Below are 15,252 nucleotides of genomic sequence, written 5' to 3'. Positions count from 1 at the left end.
AAGGACCTCTCTCAGCGCGCGTGCAGGGTGACGGGCAGGTGGTCGAAGCCGAAGTTGATGATCGACTGGTTGTGCACCGGCGCCCCGGTCACCTCGATCTCGGCGACCTGGTCCAGCAGCGCCCGGTAGACCGCGCCGAGCTCGGCCTTGGCCAGCGGCGCGCCGATGCAGTAGTGCGGGCCGACGCCCAGTGCCAGGTGCCGGTTGGGCGAGCGGTCCAGGCGCAGCTCGTGCGGGGCGTCGAAGGCGGCCGGGTCGTGGTCGGCGGCCCACGTCCACACCGCGACCTTGTCGCCGGCGCGGACGTCGACGCCGCCCAGCCGCGTGTCGCGGGTGGCCGTGCGCAGCACGTGCAGGCCGACGGAGGTGTAGCGCAGCAGTTCGTCCGTGGCGGAGTCGACGCCGACGGCGCCCTCGCGCAGCCGCTGGAACTCCACGGGGTTGTCCAGCAGCGCCATGATGCTCATCGCCGCGGTGTGCCGGACGGTCTGCACGCCGCCGACGATGATGTTGTCCAGGTTGAGGACGACGTCCTCGATCGGCAGCAGCCTGCCCTTGACCCTGTGCGTGGCCAGCACACTGATCAGGTCGCCTGCCGGTGCCATCCGGCGCCGCATCGCCTGCTCGAACAGGTACGGCAGGAGCCGCTGGTGGGCGGCCCTGCGGTCCTGCGGTGTGGTGCCGAGGAACGCCGCGTCGCACACCGACACGACCATGTCGCGGTCGGCCTCGGGGATGTCGAGGACGTCGCACATGACCACCAGCGGCACCGTGGCCATGACCTCGACCAGGTCGGCCTGCCCCTGGGCGACCGCGTCGGCGACCACCTGCGCGGCGAGGTCGTTGATGCGCTCGGTGCTGCCGCGCACGCCCTTCGGGGAGAAAAACGGCAGCAGCGGGGCTCGCAGGTCGCGGTGATGCTTGCCGTCGGTCAGCGCCATCATCTTCCCGGCGCCGGCGGGTGCGCCGCCGCTGCCGAGCAGGGAGCCGCCGGTGGAGCCATAGGTGGCGGAGTCGGTGAGCACGGCGGAGGAGTGCTCGTAGGACAGCACCGACCACACAGGACCGTCCTGGGCGGTGTGGGTGAGCTGGACCGGGGCGGCGGCGCGCAGCTCGTCGACGAGCGCGCTGATGCCGGGGTCTGCCCAGAGGCGGGCATCGGTCAGGTCAACGGTCGTGGTGGTCACTGCGCGCTCCCAGGCAGAGGGTTCGGAGGAGGTCGGCCGGTCCGGGGTCGCCGGGCGCGACGAGCAGGTGCCCGCCGGGCAGCACCGCCGAGGTGAACGGGCCCGTGGTGGTGTTCGCCCACGTCCCGGGCGGGCTCGCGCCGGAGTCGGCGGCGCCCGTCAGGGCGTGGACGGCGAACCGGGCCGGTGGGCCCGGCCGGTGCCGGTAGGTCGCGCCGACCGCGATGTCGGCGCGCAGCACGGCCAGCACCATGGCGCGGACCGCGTCGTCGTCGGGCACGGTCAGTCCGCACTCGGCGAGCAACCGCTCCGCCCCGGCGGCGGGGTCGGCCGCGACCGGCCGGACGGCGCGTTCCCAGTCGGCAGGGGCGGGGGCCGAGGCGGCCACGACCGCCGCGGGACCCTTGGGCCCCAGCGCCACCGCCACCTCGTAGGCGAGCAGCGCGCCGAAGCTCTGGCCGTAGAACACCGCGTGCGGACCGAGCCGGGGGCCGACGCCCGCGGCGACCGCGGACATCAGCTCGGCGAACGTCCCCGGCAACGGGTCGGTGTAGCGCCCGCCCCGGCCGGGCAGGCGGACGGCGAGCACCTCGACGCCCGGTCCGGCCGCGACGGCCAGCTCCGTGAAGGTGCCGACGTCGCCGCCCGCGTGCGGGAAGCACACGAGGCGCCGTGCCCGCGGCCCTCGCGGGCAGGGCAGGTAGGACCAGTCGTCCAGCACGACCGGGCGGGCGACGGCGGTGGTCATCGCGTGCCGCGCCTGCCGGTCAGGCGCACCACCGGCCGCGCGGGCGCACCCGCCTCGGCACGTGCCCGCACGGCAGCGGTGAAGTCGGCCAGCGTGCCCGCCGACATCAGGTCCCGCAGCGTGACGGCCACGCCCAGGCGGTCGCGCAGGAGGTGCACGGTGCGCACGGCCTGCTGCGAGTAGCCGCCCAGCGCGAAGAACCCGTCGGTCGGTGCGACCTGCTCGACGCCGAGCACGTCGGCCCAGACAGCCGCGACCACGCCCTCGATGTCGGTGGTGGCGGTCATGTCAGACCCCCAGCGCGGTGCGCAGGCTCAGCGGGCGGATGTCGGTCCACACCTCGTCGATGTAGTCGAGGCAGTCCTGCTGTGCGCCGCTCTTGCCGACCGTGTGCCAGCCCGCCGGCACGTCCAGCTCGGTCGGCCAGATCGAGTACTGCTCCTCGTGGTTCATCACCACGGCGAAGTCGGTGAACGCGTCCATGGGTGTTCCTTTCTCTGACGGGAAATCTGGGGCTACCGGGCGAACTCCGGGACCCGGAGGTCCGCGGTGGCGTCGGCGGCGAGCACTCGCAGTGCCTCGACGTACGCGTCCGCGTAGGCGTCGGCGACGTCGTCGGGGACGACGGAGGGCAGGTGGTCGACGGCGAGGAGCACCCGTGCCGACGAGGGGTCCTGCACCAGGGCGGCGCCGAGGGCGAAGCTGGTCGGCTCGTAGCGCAGGGTCGGCTCGCAGCCGATGCGGTCGTCGAGCAGCCGGGTCGGGGAGCCGGCCAGCCTGCCCAGCGAGTGGAAGCGCAGGAAGGCGAAACACGCCTCCAGCCGGGTGTCGGCGAGGTGCCGGGCGATGCGGGCGAAGGGCATCCGGCGGTGGGGGAGCATCGCCGCCTCGGCCTCGTGCATCGCCTTGATCAGATCGGCACCGTTCTCGGCGAAGTCGACCACCAGGGGCACGGTGTTGAGGAACAGGCCGTACGCCTCGGTGCCACCGTCCGTCTCCAGCCTGCCGTTGACCGACAGGCCGGTGGTGAAGCGCGGCAGGCCGGTGATCCGGTGCAGTGCGGCGACGTGCGCGGCGAGGCCGACGGTCTTCACCGTGACGCCGTGCCGGCGGGCGGTGTCACGCAGCATCGCGTCGGCGCCGGGGACGACGTGCTCGATCGTGCGCGGGATCTCCGGCTCGCCGAGCTCCGGCGGTCCGCTGGACCAGATCGCGCCGCTCGCTCCGTCCAGTGTGGACTTCCAGTACCGCTCGCTGCCCTGCGAGGCGATCGCTTCCTGTTCGACGGCGACGAAGTCGCGGAACGTGGACCGAGGTTCGGGAAGTGGCGCCCGGCCGGGGTCGGCCGAGAGCGCGCTGTGCCGTTCCAGTACCTCGGTGAGCAGTGAGGTGAAGCTCCAGCCGTCGAGGATGGCGTGGTGCTCGGCGACGGTGAGCTGGAAGGCGTCGTCGGCCAGGTGCTGGGCGGTGACCCGGAACAGCGGGGCGGTGCGCAGGTCGAACCGGGCGGCGACGTTGTCGTCGAACACGTCGGCGACGGCGACGGTCTGCGCCTCGGGGCTCAGCCCGCGCAGGTCCGCCACGTGCACCGGGATCGGCGCCTCGGCATGCACCAGCTGTAGCGGCTCGCTGTAGCGGGAAACGTCCAAAGTGGTGCGCAGGACCGGGTGACGGGTCATGGCGTCGCCGACGGCGCGGCGCAGCGCGCTCTCGTCGAGCGTGCCGGCGACCCGGTAGCTGTTGACGTTGTGGTAACCACCCGCGTCGCCGGACAGCTCCATGTGGAAGATCATCGACATCTGCATGGCCACCATCGGGTAGGCGTCCACGACGTCGGCGGGCAGCGCGGCCCGGTCGGCGCCGGACACCAGGTCGAACGGCACGGACCGCTTCTCGGGGCCGGTACTGGACTTCAGCAACGGGCCGAGCTCGGCGGGCGTCGGCGCGCCGAACAGGTCCGGCAGTTGCACGGTCCAGCCGCGCTCGCGCAGTTTGCCCGCGAGGTGGACGGCGCGGATGGAGTCGCCGCCCAGGTGGAAGAAGTTGTCGCGGGCGCCCACCCCGTCGACCCCGAGCACGTCGGCGTAGACCTCGGCGAGCGCGCGCTCCTGCGGTGTGGAGGGGGCCACGTGCGCGTCGGCGTCGCGCACGGAGTCGAAGTCGGGGGCGGGCAGCGCGGCCCGGTCGACCTTGCCGTTGACGGTCAGCGGGATCACCGCGAGCACGGTCGCCGTCGCCGGGATCATGTGCTCGGGCAGCGTCGCCGCGAGGAACGCGCGCAGCTCGGCGTAGGACGGGGGCGTGCCGTCGACGGTGACGTACGCGGCGAGCCTGTCGTCGTGCACGGTCACCACGCAGGAGGTGACCGCCGGGTGGGCGGTGACGGCGGCCTCGACCTCGCCGAGTTCGATGCGGAACCCGCGGATCTTGACCTGGTCGTCGCAGCGGCCCACGTACTCCAGGCCGCCGCCGGGCAACCGCCGCGCCACGTCCCCGGTGCGGTAGAGCCGGCCGCCGGGGACGACGCCGTACGGGTCGGGCAGGAACCGCCGGGCGGTGAGCGAGGGACGGCCCCAGTACCCGTTGGCCAGCGACCCGCCGCCGATGTACAGCTCGCCGGCGACGCCGATCGGGCACGGCTGCAGGCGTTCGTCGAGCACCAGCGCCGAGAGGTGCGGCATGGGCTCACCGATCAGGCTGCGGCCGAACCTGTCCGCGTCGGGCAGGTCGAGCGTGGTGACGTGCACCGTGGTCTCGGTGATGCCGTAGAGGTTGCACAGGACCGCGGGCGGGCAGTGCTCCAGCGCGAACCAGCGCCGGACCACGGCCGGGTCCAGCGCCTCGCCGCCGAGCATGACCGAGCGCAGCGCGGGCAACGGGAGTGGCCAGGTGCGCAGCACGCCCTCGAGCGTCCGCAACGCCGACGGGGTCAGGCACAGCCGGGTGACGCTCTCGGTGGCCAGCAGGTCCGCGAACGCCTCGGGCGACCGGCTGACCACGCGGGGCACCACGACCAGCCGGCCGCCGTGCAGCAGCGGTGCCCACAGCTCCCAGACCGTCCAGTCGAAGGAGTAGGAGTGGAACAGGGTCCACACGTCGGTCTCGGCGAAGGCGAAGTGCTCCATGCCCGACCGCATCAGCCTGCCGACGTGCTCGTGCGAGACGGCGACGCCCTTGGGCTTCCCGGTCGAGCCGGACGTGAAGATGATGTAGGCCAGGTCAGCCGGGCCGACGTGTGTTTCCGGCCGGTGCGACGGGGCTTCCGCCAGCCTCGGGCCGGCCAGGTAGTCGTCGGTCACGACCACCTCGACGCCGGTGTCGGCGAAGACGAAGCCGGCCCGGTCCGCCGGAGTGGCCAGGTCGACGGGCACGTAGGCCGCCCCTGCCTTGAGCACGCCCAGGATCGTCGTGACGACCCGTTCACCGCGTTCCAGCAGCACCCCGACCCGATCGCCCCTGCGGACGCCGTCAGCGGCCAGCGTGTGGGCGACGCGGTTGGCGGCGGCGTCGAGTTCCGCGTAGGTCCACGATCGGTCGCCGTGGGTCAGCGCGAGTCGGTCGGGGTGGGCGTCGGCAGCGGCCTCGAACGCGCGGTGCAGCGGCAGCGGTGCGGTCTCGCCGCCACGTGGAGGTGCGAGCGCGATCGCGGTCTCCGCGGCGTCGAGCGGGCTCAGCCGCCACAACGGCTTGTCCGGCGCGTCCAGAGCGGCGGCGAGCAGCGTGCGCCAGTGGCCGGCCATGCGCAGCACGGTCTCCCGGTCGAACAGGTCGGTGGCGTACTCCACCTCCCCGCGCAGCTCGCCGTCGTCGAAGGTCGACCAGGTGAGGTCGAACTTGCTGGTGCCGTTGTGGTGCATGCGCCGCGACGCGGTGGCGGCGCCGAAACGCAGCGGGGCCGGGTCCTCGGCGTGCGCGCCGAACACGACCTGCACCAGCGGCGCGTGCCGGGCCGTGCGCTCCAGCGCCAGCGCGTCGACGACCTCGTCGAAAGGCACGTCGAGGCAGGCGTAGGAGTCGAAGGCGGTGTCCCGGACCTGCTCGACCAGGTCGGCGAAGGTGGCGGCGGGGTCGATGCGCACGCGCAGGGCGACGATGTTGACGAAGTAGCCGACGACGCCGGCGAGTTCGGGACGGTCGCGGGTGGTGACCGGCGTGCCGACCACCAGGTCCCTGGCGCCGGTGCAGCGGTGTAGCAGCGCGGCGAACGCGGCCACCTGCACCACGAACGGCGTCGCGCCGAGGCCGGCGGCCAGGTCCTGGACGCGGGCGGCGGTACCGGCCGGCAGGCCGAACATCTCGGTCCCGCCGGCGAACGTCCGGCTGGGCGGGCGGGGCCGGTCGGTGGGCAGGGTCAGTTCGGCGGGGGCGCCGGCGAGCTGTTCGGTCCAGTAGGTCAGCTGGTCCGCTTTGGACACCGCGATCTCGTGCACGGGCGCCAAGGGAGCGAGGTCGGGTTCCCGGTCCTCTGCCAGGGCGTTGTAGACCTCGGCCAGCTCGCGCTCGAACACCCCGGCCGACCAGCCGTCCCACACGATGTGGTGCACGACGAGGACGAGCGTGTCCAGAACTCCGGGCCCGGTGGCGAGGGTCGCCCTCAGCAGCGGCCCTTCGGTCAGGTCGAACCCGGCGCGGGTCTCGTTGTCCAGCAAAGCGCGCAGAGCGGCTTGACCGTCGACGGCGACCTCGGCGAACGGCAGCCGTACTCCACTGTGGACTGTCCGGACCGGACCGTCGGGCCCGAGGTCGAAGGTGGTGCGCAGGGCCTCGTGCCGTCCGACCAGCAACCGCAGGGCGCGGTGCAGGACGCCGGCGTCGACCGGGCCGTCGAACTCGAAGACCCACGGCACGAGGTAGGCGGGCGATCCCGGGTTCCAGCGGTCCATGAACCACAGGCCGCGCTGCAGTCCGGACACCGGCGTCGTGGTGCTCACTGTGCTGCTCCAGTCGTCTCGAGCGTGCGGGCGAGGGCGCTCACGGTCCGCGCGGCGAACACCTGCCGGGGCAGGACGCGGGACCCGGTCGCGCTGGACAGGTGCATGGCGACCCGCACCGCGGCCAGGGAGTTGCCGCCGACGCGGAAGAAGTTGTCCTGCGGGCCCACCTCGGCGAGCCCGAGCACCTCGGCCCACACCCGTGCCACCAGCCGCTCGGCGTCGGTCGTGTTCGGCCCGCCCGAGGAAACGGCAACGGTCTCGGAGGGGCCGGGCAGTGCGGCCCGGTCGAGCTTGCCGTTGGCGGTGATCGGGAGCGCGTCGAGGACGGTCACGCTGGACGGGAGCATGTAGTCGGGCAGCAGGCCCGCCAGGAAGTCGTGCACGCCGGCGAGGTCCGGGACGACGTCGCCGCGGGCGGTGACGTAGGCGGCGAGACGGGGCCGGCCTGGCACGGGCTCGTGGGCCACGACCGCGCAGTCGCCGACCCCCGGGCAGCCCGCCAGCGCGGTGGCCACCTCGCCGGGCTCCACCCGGAACCCGCGGATCTTGACCTGGTCGTCGGCGCGGCCGGTGATGGCCAGGGTGCCGTCCGCGTTCCAGCCGCCGATGTCGCCGGTGCGGTACATCCGGGACCCCGGCGGGCCGAACGGGTCGGGCAGGAACCGCCCGGCGGTGATCCCGGACTGGGCGACGTACCCCAGGGCGAGGCCCGCGCCCGTCACGTAGATCTCGCCCTGCTCGCTGCCGCCGACCGGCTGGAACCTGTCGTCGAGGACGTGAACACCCTTGTGCGCCACGGCCTTGCCGATGGGCACCGCCGCGGTGAGGTCGGTGACGGTCACGTCGTGGGTGGTGGTGAAGCCCATGCTCTCCACCGGCCCGTAGCCGTTCACGACCCGCACGTGCGGGTATCGCTCGCCGAGGCGGGCGATGTGGGCGGCCGAGGCGCGTTCACCGCCGGTGAACGCCACCCGCAGGCCGGCGAAGACCTCCGGGAGCTCGTCGACCAGGAAGTTGAACAGGCTCGACGACAGCTGCAGCTGGGTGACCCCGTGCCGGGCGACCAGCTCGGCCATGGTCTGCGGGTCGGGCCGCTGGCCGGGGTGCAGCACGCAGGTCCCGCCGAACAGCAGGGCCCCGTAGAGCTCCAGCCCGAACGCGTCCCACGACACGGGCGAGCACTGGAGCCAGACCTCGTCCTTGCCGAAACCGGCGTAGTCCTGGCCGCTGTAGGTGGCCGCGAGCGCCCGGTGCGTGGCGGCGACGCCCTTGGGACGACCGGTGGAGCCGGAGGTGTACATGACGCAGGCGACGGCATCGGCCTCGACCGGCACGACGAAGTCGCCGCCCTCGCCCGAAGCTCCGGACACGGTCTCGGCGGTGACGACCAGGCGCACGCCCGCGTCGGTGACCACCTGGTCCTGGCGGGCGGCCGGCAGGTCGGGGTCGAGCAACGTGTAGGCGGCGCCAGCCTTGAGCACGGCGAGCAGCGCCACGACCAGGGCGGTGTCGCGGGGGATGCGGACGGCCACCACGTCGCCGGGGACGACCCCGAGCGCGGCGAGGTGCCGGGCGACGCGGTTGGTGGCGGCGTCGAGCTCGGCGTAGGTCAGCGACTCCGAGCCGGACACGAGAGCGGTCGCGCCGGGGGTCCGCCCGGCCTGCTCGGCGATGCGGACGTGCACGGGGGTGTCGATGTCGGCGGGCTCGGCCACGGCGGGCAGCTCCGCGTCGAGGTCGGCGACCAGTTCCTCGACCACCGCCCGCCACTGCGCGCTCAGCGCCGCGGCGGTGGCGGCCTCGAACAGGTCGGCGGCGTACTCGACGCGGCCGTGGAAGCCGGCTCCGTCGTCCTCGACCGACCAGGACAGGTCGAACCGGGAGAACTCGTTGGCGTGCAACCGCTTCTCGACGGCGACCGCGCCGTACGGGGCCGTCCCGGCGTCGGCGGTGTGCATCTCGAAGACCAGCTGGAACAGGGGAGTGCCCGCACCGCTGCGCTCGCCGGAGGTCGCGGCGACGATCTCCTCGAACGGCACGCCCTGGTGGCGGAAACCGTCCAGCGCCACCGAACGCACGTGGTCGAGCAGGTCGCGGCCGGTCAGTTCCTCCCCGTCAGGCCGGAAGCGCAGCGGGACGAGGTTGATGAAGTAGCCGACGAGCGCGTCGAGTTCGGCGCGGTCGCGGACGCTGACCGGGGTGCCGATCACCACGTCGCCGACCCCGCGGCGCCGGTGCGCCTCGACGAGGGCGGCCAGCAGGACGAGGTACGGGGTGGCGCCGGCGGCGCGGGCGAGGGCCCGCACCCCTTCGGCCAGTTCCTGGTCGAAGGCGAAGGGCAGGACCCCGCCGCGCCCGGTGCCCGCGGTGCCGTCGCGGTCGGGGCGGATGGCGGGCGTCGACGGTGCGCCGCGCAGGTGCTCGGCCCAGTAGTCCACATCGGACTCGGAAGAGTCCTCTGTGGACCATCGGGTGTAGTCGCTGTACTGGAAGGCCAGCTCGGGCAGGCGGGGCACCCGGCCCTCGACGGCGGCGAGGTAGTACTCGCGGAGTTCACGGTCGAGCACCCGCAGCGACCCCTCGTCCCAGACGATGTGGTGCACGACGAGTACGAGGGTCGCCTCGCCGGGGCCGGTGTGGACCAGGCGGGCGCGCAGCAGTGGCCCTTCTGCGAGGTCGAACGGGAGCTGCGCCACGGCGGCGACCTGCTCCTCGAGCTCCCCGTGGGTCTCGGTGAACGGGACCTCGACGTGGTCGTGGACGACCAGCACCGGCGCCATGTCGCCGTCCGTGCCGACGGTGGAGCGCAACGCGTCGTGCCTGTCGGCCACCGCCTGAAGGGCTCGGCGCAACGCCGCCGTGTCGAGCGGGCCGCTGAACTGGAACAGCCAGGGCACGTTGTAGATCGAGCCGCCGGGCTCCCAGCACTCGCGCAGCCACAGGCCGCGCTGGAACCGCGACAACGGCGTGGGGGCGCCGGATCGGGCGACCGGGCCGGGCCGGGCGGGTGCCGAACCGGCGCGCAGCGCGGCGGCGAACCCGGCGAGCGTGGGGGCCTCGAAGACCAGGTACGGAGAGACCGGGCCGAACGCCTCGAACACGCGGCTCGCGACCCGGACTGCGGTCAGCGAGTCGCCGCCGAGGTGGAAGAAGTTGTCGTGCGGGCCGACCTGGCGAACCCCCAGGACGTCGGCCCAGATCCCGGCGAGCAACTGCTCGGTGTGGTCGCGGGGTGCGTCGTCCCCGGCCGCGGGGGCGGGTGCTGAGGCAGGGGAGGGCAGCGCGGCGCGGTCGACCTTGCCGCCGTCGGTGAGGGGCAGCCGGTCGAGTGTGGTGACCGAGGCGGGAACCATGTGCGAGGGCAGTCGCCGGGCGAGGAAGTCGCGCACCTCGGCGGTGTCCACCGCGCCGGTGACGTAGGCGGCGAGGCCGGTGCCGTGCGGGACGACCGCGCAGGTCTCGACGGAGGGGTGCGCGGCGAGGGCGTGCTGCACCTCGCCCAGCTCCACCCGGTAGCCGCGGACCTTGACCTGGTCGTCGCCGCGGCCGACGAAGTCGAGCACGCCGTCGGGCCGGCGGCGGACGGTGTCGCCCGTGCGGTACATGCGCGACCCCGGCGGGCCGGACGGGTCGGGCAGAAAGCGGGCCGCCGTCTGCGCCGCGCTGCCCAGGTAGCCGACGGCCAGCTCGGGGCCGCCGAGGTACAGCTCGCCCTCCACGCTCGGGCGCAGGCCGTCGAGGACGTGCGCGCGCCGTCCGCCGACCGGTGTGCCGATGGGTACCGAACCGGTTTCCCCTGCCGTCTCGTGCACGGTCGCGGTGATCACGGTCTCGGTGGGTCCGTAGGCGTTGAGCAGCCGCACCCCGGTGCGCCGGGTCCACTCGGCCGCCGCGGCGGGGGACAGCCGGTCGCTGCCGGAGACCATGAGGCGCAGCGACGGCGGCACCCGGTCCACAGCGGCGGCGAAGTCGTGGAAGTAGCCCGCCGGGAGGTTGGCCACGGTGACCCGCTCGTCCTCGATGAGGCGCAGCAGCTCGTCGACCGACAGCAACGGCCGTTCGGGCAGCACCAGGCACGCGCCGGCGGCGAGCGCGGTCAGCACCTGCTCGACGGCGACGTCGACCGACGGGCCCGCCATCTGCAGCACCACGTCCTGGCCGGTGATCCCGAAGCGCTCCGCGACGGCCGGGACGTGCGCGGCCAGGGCCGTGTGGCCGACGGCGACACCCTTGGGACGGCCGGTGGTGCCCGAGGTGTAGATCAGGTAGGCCAGGCCGGCCGTCGCGCCGCGGTCGGCGACTCCGGTCTCGCGGACCGCGCCGTCCTCGACGAGCAGGGTCGCGCCGGCGTCGTCGAGCATGTCCTCGGTGCGTCCTGCGGGGGCTTCGGGGTCGAGCGGCAGGTACGCGCCGCCCGCGCGCCACACGGCGAGCATCGCGGTCACGTAGTCCGACCGCGAACGGCTGCGCACCGCGACGACGCCGCCGGGGCGCAGCCCCGCGCCGGCGAGTTCCGCTGCCAGCGCGCCTGCCAGCCGGTCGAGTTCCGCATAGCCGGTCGACCGCCCCCCGGATCGCACCGCGGTGCGATCCGGTGCGGCGGACGCGATGCGGCCGACCTCCTCGTGCAGCGACATGTCACCCTCCGGATCGGTGCGCGGTGGACGTTCGAGTCGAAAGCTAGGCGCGCGACGACGGCCGGATCGGCAGGTCGGGCGGCACCTTGGCGGAAGCAGCCACCTGCCCCAGCAGCTGCCGCACCGCCTGCCGCACAAGGGTTCACGGCGTCCCTAGCGTCGGCACCACGCCAGCAGAGAGGAAAGTGCGATGAGCCCCACTGCTTTGTCAGGAACGACGCCGTTGCCGTGCACGATCGAGCCCGGCGCGCCTGCCACCGTCGACGCCGAGGACGTGCACTCGATCGAGCAGGCCGCGGAGTGGTTGCGGGCCAACGCCGACGCCCTGCGTGGTCTGCTGCACGAGCACGCCGCGGTGTACGTGCGCGGCCTGCCCGTGCACGACGTCGACGACTTCGGTCTGGTGCGCGACACGCTCATGCCCGAGCGCACCCCGTATCGGGAGAAGGCCACCCCGCGCAGCGACTTCGGCAACGGTGTGTTCTCCTCCACCGACCTGCCCGCCGCGCAGCCGATCCACATGCACAACGAGAACAGCTACACCCTGACCTTCCCCGGTCTGCTCATGTTCGCCTGCCTGATCGCCCCGCCGGAGGGCGGCGCGACCCCGGTGGCCGACTGCCGCAAGGTGCTCGCGTCGCTGCCGGCGGAGCTGGTGGCCAAGATGCGTTCGGTCGGCTGGCTGCTCAACCGCAGCTACTCCGAGCACATCTCCACGTCGTGGCAGACCGCGTTCGCCGCGTCCACAAAGGACGAGGTGGAGGCCTATGGCGCGGAGAACCTGGTCTCCTGCCAGTGGCAGTCCGACGGCCACCTGCGTACCACCCAGCTCCGCCCCGGGATCATCACGCACCCGGTGACCGGTGCCGAGGTGTGGTTCAACCACATGGCGTTCTGGAACGAGTGGGCGCTGGACGAGGAGCTGCGTGACGCGCTGGTCGACGAGCTCGGCGCCGAGGACCTGCCGTTCAACACCGCCTTCGGTGACGGCACCGCGCTCAGCCGCGAGGAGCTCGCCACCATCCAGGCCGCCTACGACGCTGCCACCACCCGCCGTCGCTGGGAGCGCGGCGGCCTGCTCCTCGTCGACAACATCCTGTCCACGCACGGCCGGGACCCCTTCCGCGGCGACCGCAAGATCGTCGTCGCCATGGGCGAGCCGGTCTCCGTACTGGACTGCGCCCCCACCGTCGCCCCGTCGGCGACCCCGGTGAGCGGAGAGGATCGATGACGGGCCGGGACCTGTTGTCCCGCTTCCACGACGTCGTGCGGACCGCGCCCGAGCGGATCGCCGTGCGCGACACCGCGGGCGCGCTGACGTTCGCCGAACTGGAAGCCCGTACGGCCGCGCTGGCCGCCGTGCTCGCCGCCCGCGGGGTGCGCCGTGGCGACCGCGTGGGCGTGAGTGTGCCGCGCGGCAGCGGACTCCTTGTCTCGCTGCTCGCGGTGTGGCGGGCCGGGGCGGCGTACGTGCCGCTCGATCCGGCCTACCCCGCCGACCGCCTGGCCCACATGGCCACCGACGCCGCCGTGCGCACGACCGTGGCGCCGGAGGATCTGGCCGGCACTCGCGATGCCGCCGCACACACCGACGTCGCCGTGTCGGCCGGCGACGCCGCCTACGTGATCTACACCTCCGGCTCCACCGGCCTGCCCAAGGGGGTACAGGCCACCCGCGGCGGCGTTGCGTCCCTTGTGGACGGTCTGGAGCAGATGGCCGTGTACGCGGCCGAGCCTCGGGTCGTGGCGTGGAACGCCAGTGTGTCCTTCGACGCGTCCGTGCAGCAGTGGGCCAGGGTCTGCCGCGGCGACACGATCGTGGTCCTGGAGGACGCGCACCGCACCGAGCCCGCCAAGCTGACCGCGTGGCTGGACGAGTGTGGTGTGTCCGATGTGGACATGACGCCCACGCACTGGGAGATGCTGCGGGAGCACCTGCTGCCCGCACGCTCCGACGGCAGGCGGCTGCGCCTGTTCATCGGCGGTGAGCCGATCAGCGTGCCGGTGTGGCGGGAACTGGCCGGCGCCGGGACCGTGGAGGCGTTCAACCTCTACGGCCCGACCGAGTGCACCGTCGACGCGACGGTCGCCGTGGTCGAGGGCGATCACCCGGGCATCGGCGAACCGTTGCCCGGCAACAGGCTCCTGGTGCTCGACTCCTCACTGCGCGAGGTCCCCGACGGCGAGATCGGCGAGCTGTACATCGCCGGCCCTCGTGTCTCCCACGGCTACCTCGGCCGCTCCGGCCTGACCGGTGCCCGTTTCCTGCCGGACCCCTCGGGCGAGCCGGGTGCGCGCATGTACCGCACCGGTGACCTGGTGCGCCGCACCGCGGACGGCCTGCTCGAGTTCCACGGCCGCGCCGACCGCCAGGTGAAGATCCGCGGCCACCGGGTGGAGCTGGGCGAGATCGAGACCGTCGTGCGGTCTTCCCCCGCTGTCGCCGCCGCTGCCGTGGTCGTCCGTGACGACCTGGCGGGCCAGCCCGTCGCCTACTACGTGCCCTCGGGCCTGGCGGGCGTGGAGAGTCTGCGCGAGCACGCCGCGGCATCCCTGCCGGAGGTCATGGTCCCGGCCGCGTTCGTCGAGGTCGCCGCGCTGCCGCTCACTCCGGGCGGCAAGCTCGACACCGCCGCCCTGCCCGCGCCGCCCGTCACCGCGGGCACCGCCCCGGAGGGCGAGTTCGAGCGGTTCATCGCCCAGGTGTGGGCCGAGGTCCTCGGCCGCGACTCGGTGTCCGCTGACGACGACTTCTTCGCCCTCGGCGGCCACTCCCTGGTCGCGCTGCGGGTGGTGTCGAAGGTGAAGAAGACCTTCGGCCTCAAGATGTCCGCCCGCGACGTCTACCGCCACCCCCGGCTGACCGACCTCGCCCGGCACGTCGAGTCCCTGCGCGTCTAGGGCCGTCTGACCGCGAATGCCCCCGGCGACGTTCCGGGCCACACCACCAGGAGGAACAGTGGACAACATCGACAACGTGGTGGTCCGCCCCCGCCGCAAGCCGGAGGCCGCGCGGTCGCTGGTGTGCCTCGGGTTCTGCGGCGGCGGCGCGGGACCGTACCTGCCCTGGGCCGACGTCCTGCCGGCCGACGTGGAACTCGCCGCGATCTGCTACCCGGGGCGCGACGGGCGGTTCCTGGAGGACCACGCCGAGGACTGGCAGGCGCTGGCGGCCGACGCCACCGAGGCCGTGCTCGCGGCGGCGACCCGGCCGTACGTCCTCTTCGGACACAGCATGGGCGGGTGGATGGCGTTCGACGTGGCCGCCAGGATCGAGCGGGCCGGCGGGCGCACCCCGGACGCCCTGGTGGTGTCGTCGGCCAACGCGCCGAGCCGGGGACTGACGCCGCGCGACATGTTCCCCGCGCAGAGCGACACCGACGCGGGCCTGCTGTCGTGGATGACGGTCAACGGGCTGCTCGCGGACTACGTCCTCGGCAACGAGGAGCTGCGGGAGATGGCGCTGGAGCTGATGCGGGCCGACATCCGCGTCCGGGACACGTTCGCCTACACGGACGGGACCAGGGTCGGTGTGCCGCTGCAGGTGCTGACGGGGGCCGGCGACGACGTGATCGTCGCGGACACGGCGGCGCAGTGGCGGGCGCTGGCGGGCGGCGAGTACCGGCACGTGGAGTTGCCGGGCGGGCACTTCTACACCGAGGAGGTGTGGCGGTCGCTGCCCCGGTTCATCCCGGCGTTGGAGTCCGTCCCCGCCGGGGTCTCGTGATCCGGCCAACCCGCACCGA

At 73.5% G+C, this 15,252-nt stretch carries 9 protein-coding genes; 3 read left to right on the top strand and 6 right to left on the bottom strand.

Annotated elements, in window-relative coordinates; genetic code table 11:
* Positions 1-11 precede the first annotated feature (11 nt).
* Genes IG04_RS0102485 through IG04_RS0102460 form a run of 6 tightly spaced genes read right to left on the bottom strand, consistent with a single transcriptional unit; the run spans position 12 to position 11,506 of the window.
* On the bottom strand, positions 12-1,187 hold the full coding sequence (locus IG04_RS0102485; protein ID WP_030474851.1) for a cytochrome P450: 1,176 nt from the start codon (positions 1,185-1,187) through the stop codon (positions 12-14).
* Entirely contained in the window at positions 1,168-1,935 is a 768-nt protein-coding gene (locus IG04_RS42190; protein ID WP_051768721.1) for a thioesterase II family protein, read from the bottom strand. Before IG04_RS42190 ends, IG04_RS0102485 begins: the two co-directional genes overlap by 20 nt.
* On the bottom strand, positions 1,932-2,222 hold the full coding sequence (locus IG04_RS0102475; protein WP_030474849.1) for a phosphopantetheine-binding protein: 291 nt from the start codon (positions 2,220-2,222) through the stop codon (positions 1,932-1,934). The genes IG04_RS42190 and IG04_RS0102475 overlap by 4 nt, the downstream gene beginning before the upstream one ends.
* A gap of 1 nt (position 2,223) precedes the next feature.
* Positions 2,224-2,418, bottom strand: a complete 195-nt coding sequence (locus IG04_RS0102470) for an MbtH family protein (RefSeq protein ID WP_030474848.1) — start codon at positions 2,416-2,418, stop codon at positions 2,224-2,226.
* A 32-nt stretch (positions 2,419-2,450) separates the two neighbouring features.
* The gene (locus IG04_RS0102465; RefSeq protein WP_245815835.1) at positions 2,451-6,866 is read right to left on the bottom strand and encodes an amino acid adenylation domain-containing protein; all 4,416 of its coding nucleotides are present in this window, start codon (positions 6,864-6,866) and stop codon (positions 2,451-2,453) included.
* Entirely contained in the window at positions 6,863-11,506 is a 4,644-nt protein-coding gene (locus IG04_RS0102460; protein WP_036013431.1) for a non-ribosomal peptide synthetase, read from the bottom strand. Before IG04_RS0102460 ends, IG04_RS0102465 begins: the two co-directional genes overlap by 4 nt.
* Before the next feature lie 190 nt (positions 11,507-11,696).
* Between IG04_RS0102460 and IG04_RS0102450 the strand changes: the two genes are divergently transcribed.
* The 3 genes from IG04_RS0102450 to IG04_RS0102440 are packed head-to-tail and all read left to right on the top strand — an operon-like array spanning position 11,697 to position 15,233.
* Positions 11,697-12,737 carry a TauD/TfdA family dioxygenase gene (locus tag IG04_RS0102450; protein ID WP_036013428.1) on the top strand — a complete coding sequence of 347 codons (1,041 nt, stop codon included), beginning with the start codon at positions 11,697-11,699 and terminating at the stop codon, positions 12,735-12,737.
* Positions 12,734-14,407, top strand: a complete 1,674-nt coding sequence (locus IG04_RS0102445; RefSeq protein WP_036013425.1) for a non-ribosomal peptide synthetase — start codon at positions 12,734-12,736, stop codon at positions 14,405-14,407. Before IG04_RS0102450 ends, IG04_RS0102445 begins: the two co-directional genes overlap by 4 nt.
* Before the next feature lie 58 nt (positions 14,408-14,465).
* Positions 14,466-15,233 (top strand): thioesterase II family protein, encoded by a 768-nt coding sequence (locus IG04_RS0102440; protein ID WP_030474844.1) that lies wholly within the window; start codon positions 14,466-14,468, stop codon positions 15,231-15,233.
* The last annotated feature ends 19 nt before the right edge of the window (positions 15,234-15,252 follow it).

It is taken from the genome of Lentzea albidocapillata (assembly GCF_000719115.1).
GTDB lineage: Bacteria > Actinomycetota > Actinomycetes > Mycobacteriales > Pseudonocardiaceae > Lentzea > Lentzea albidocapillata.
The sequence above is the reverse complement of the archived record's forward strand: the minus strand, read 5'-3'. Positions and strand labels throughout refer to the sequence as shown.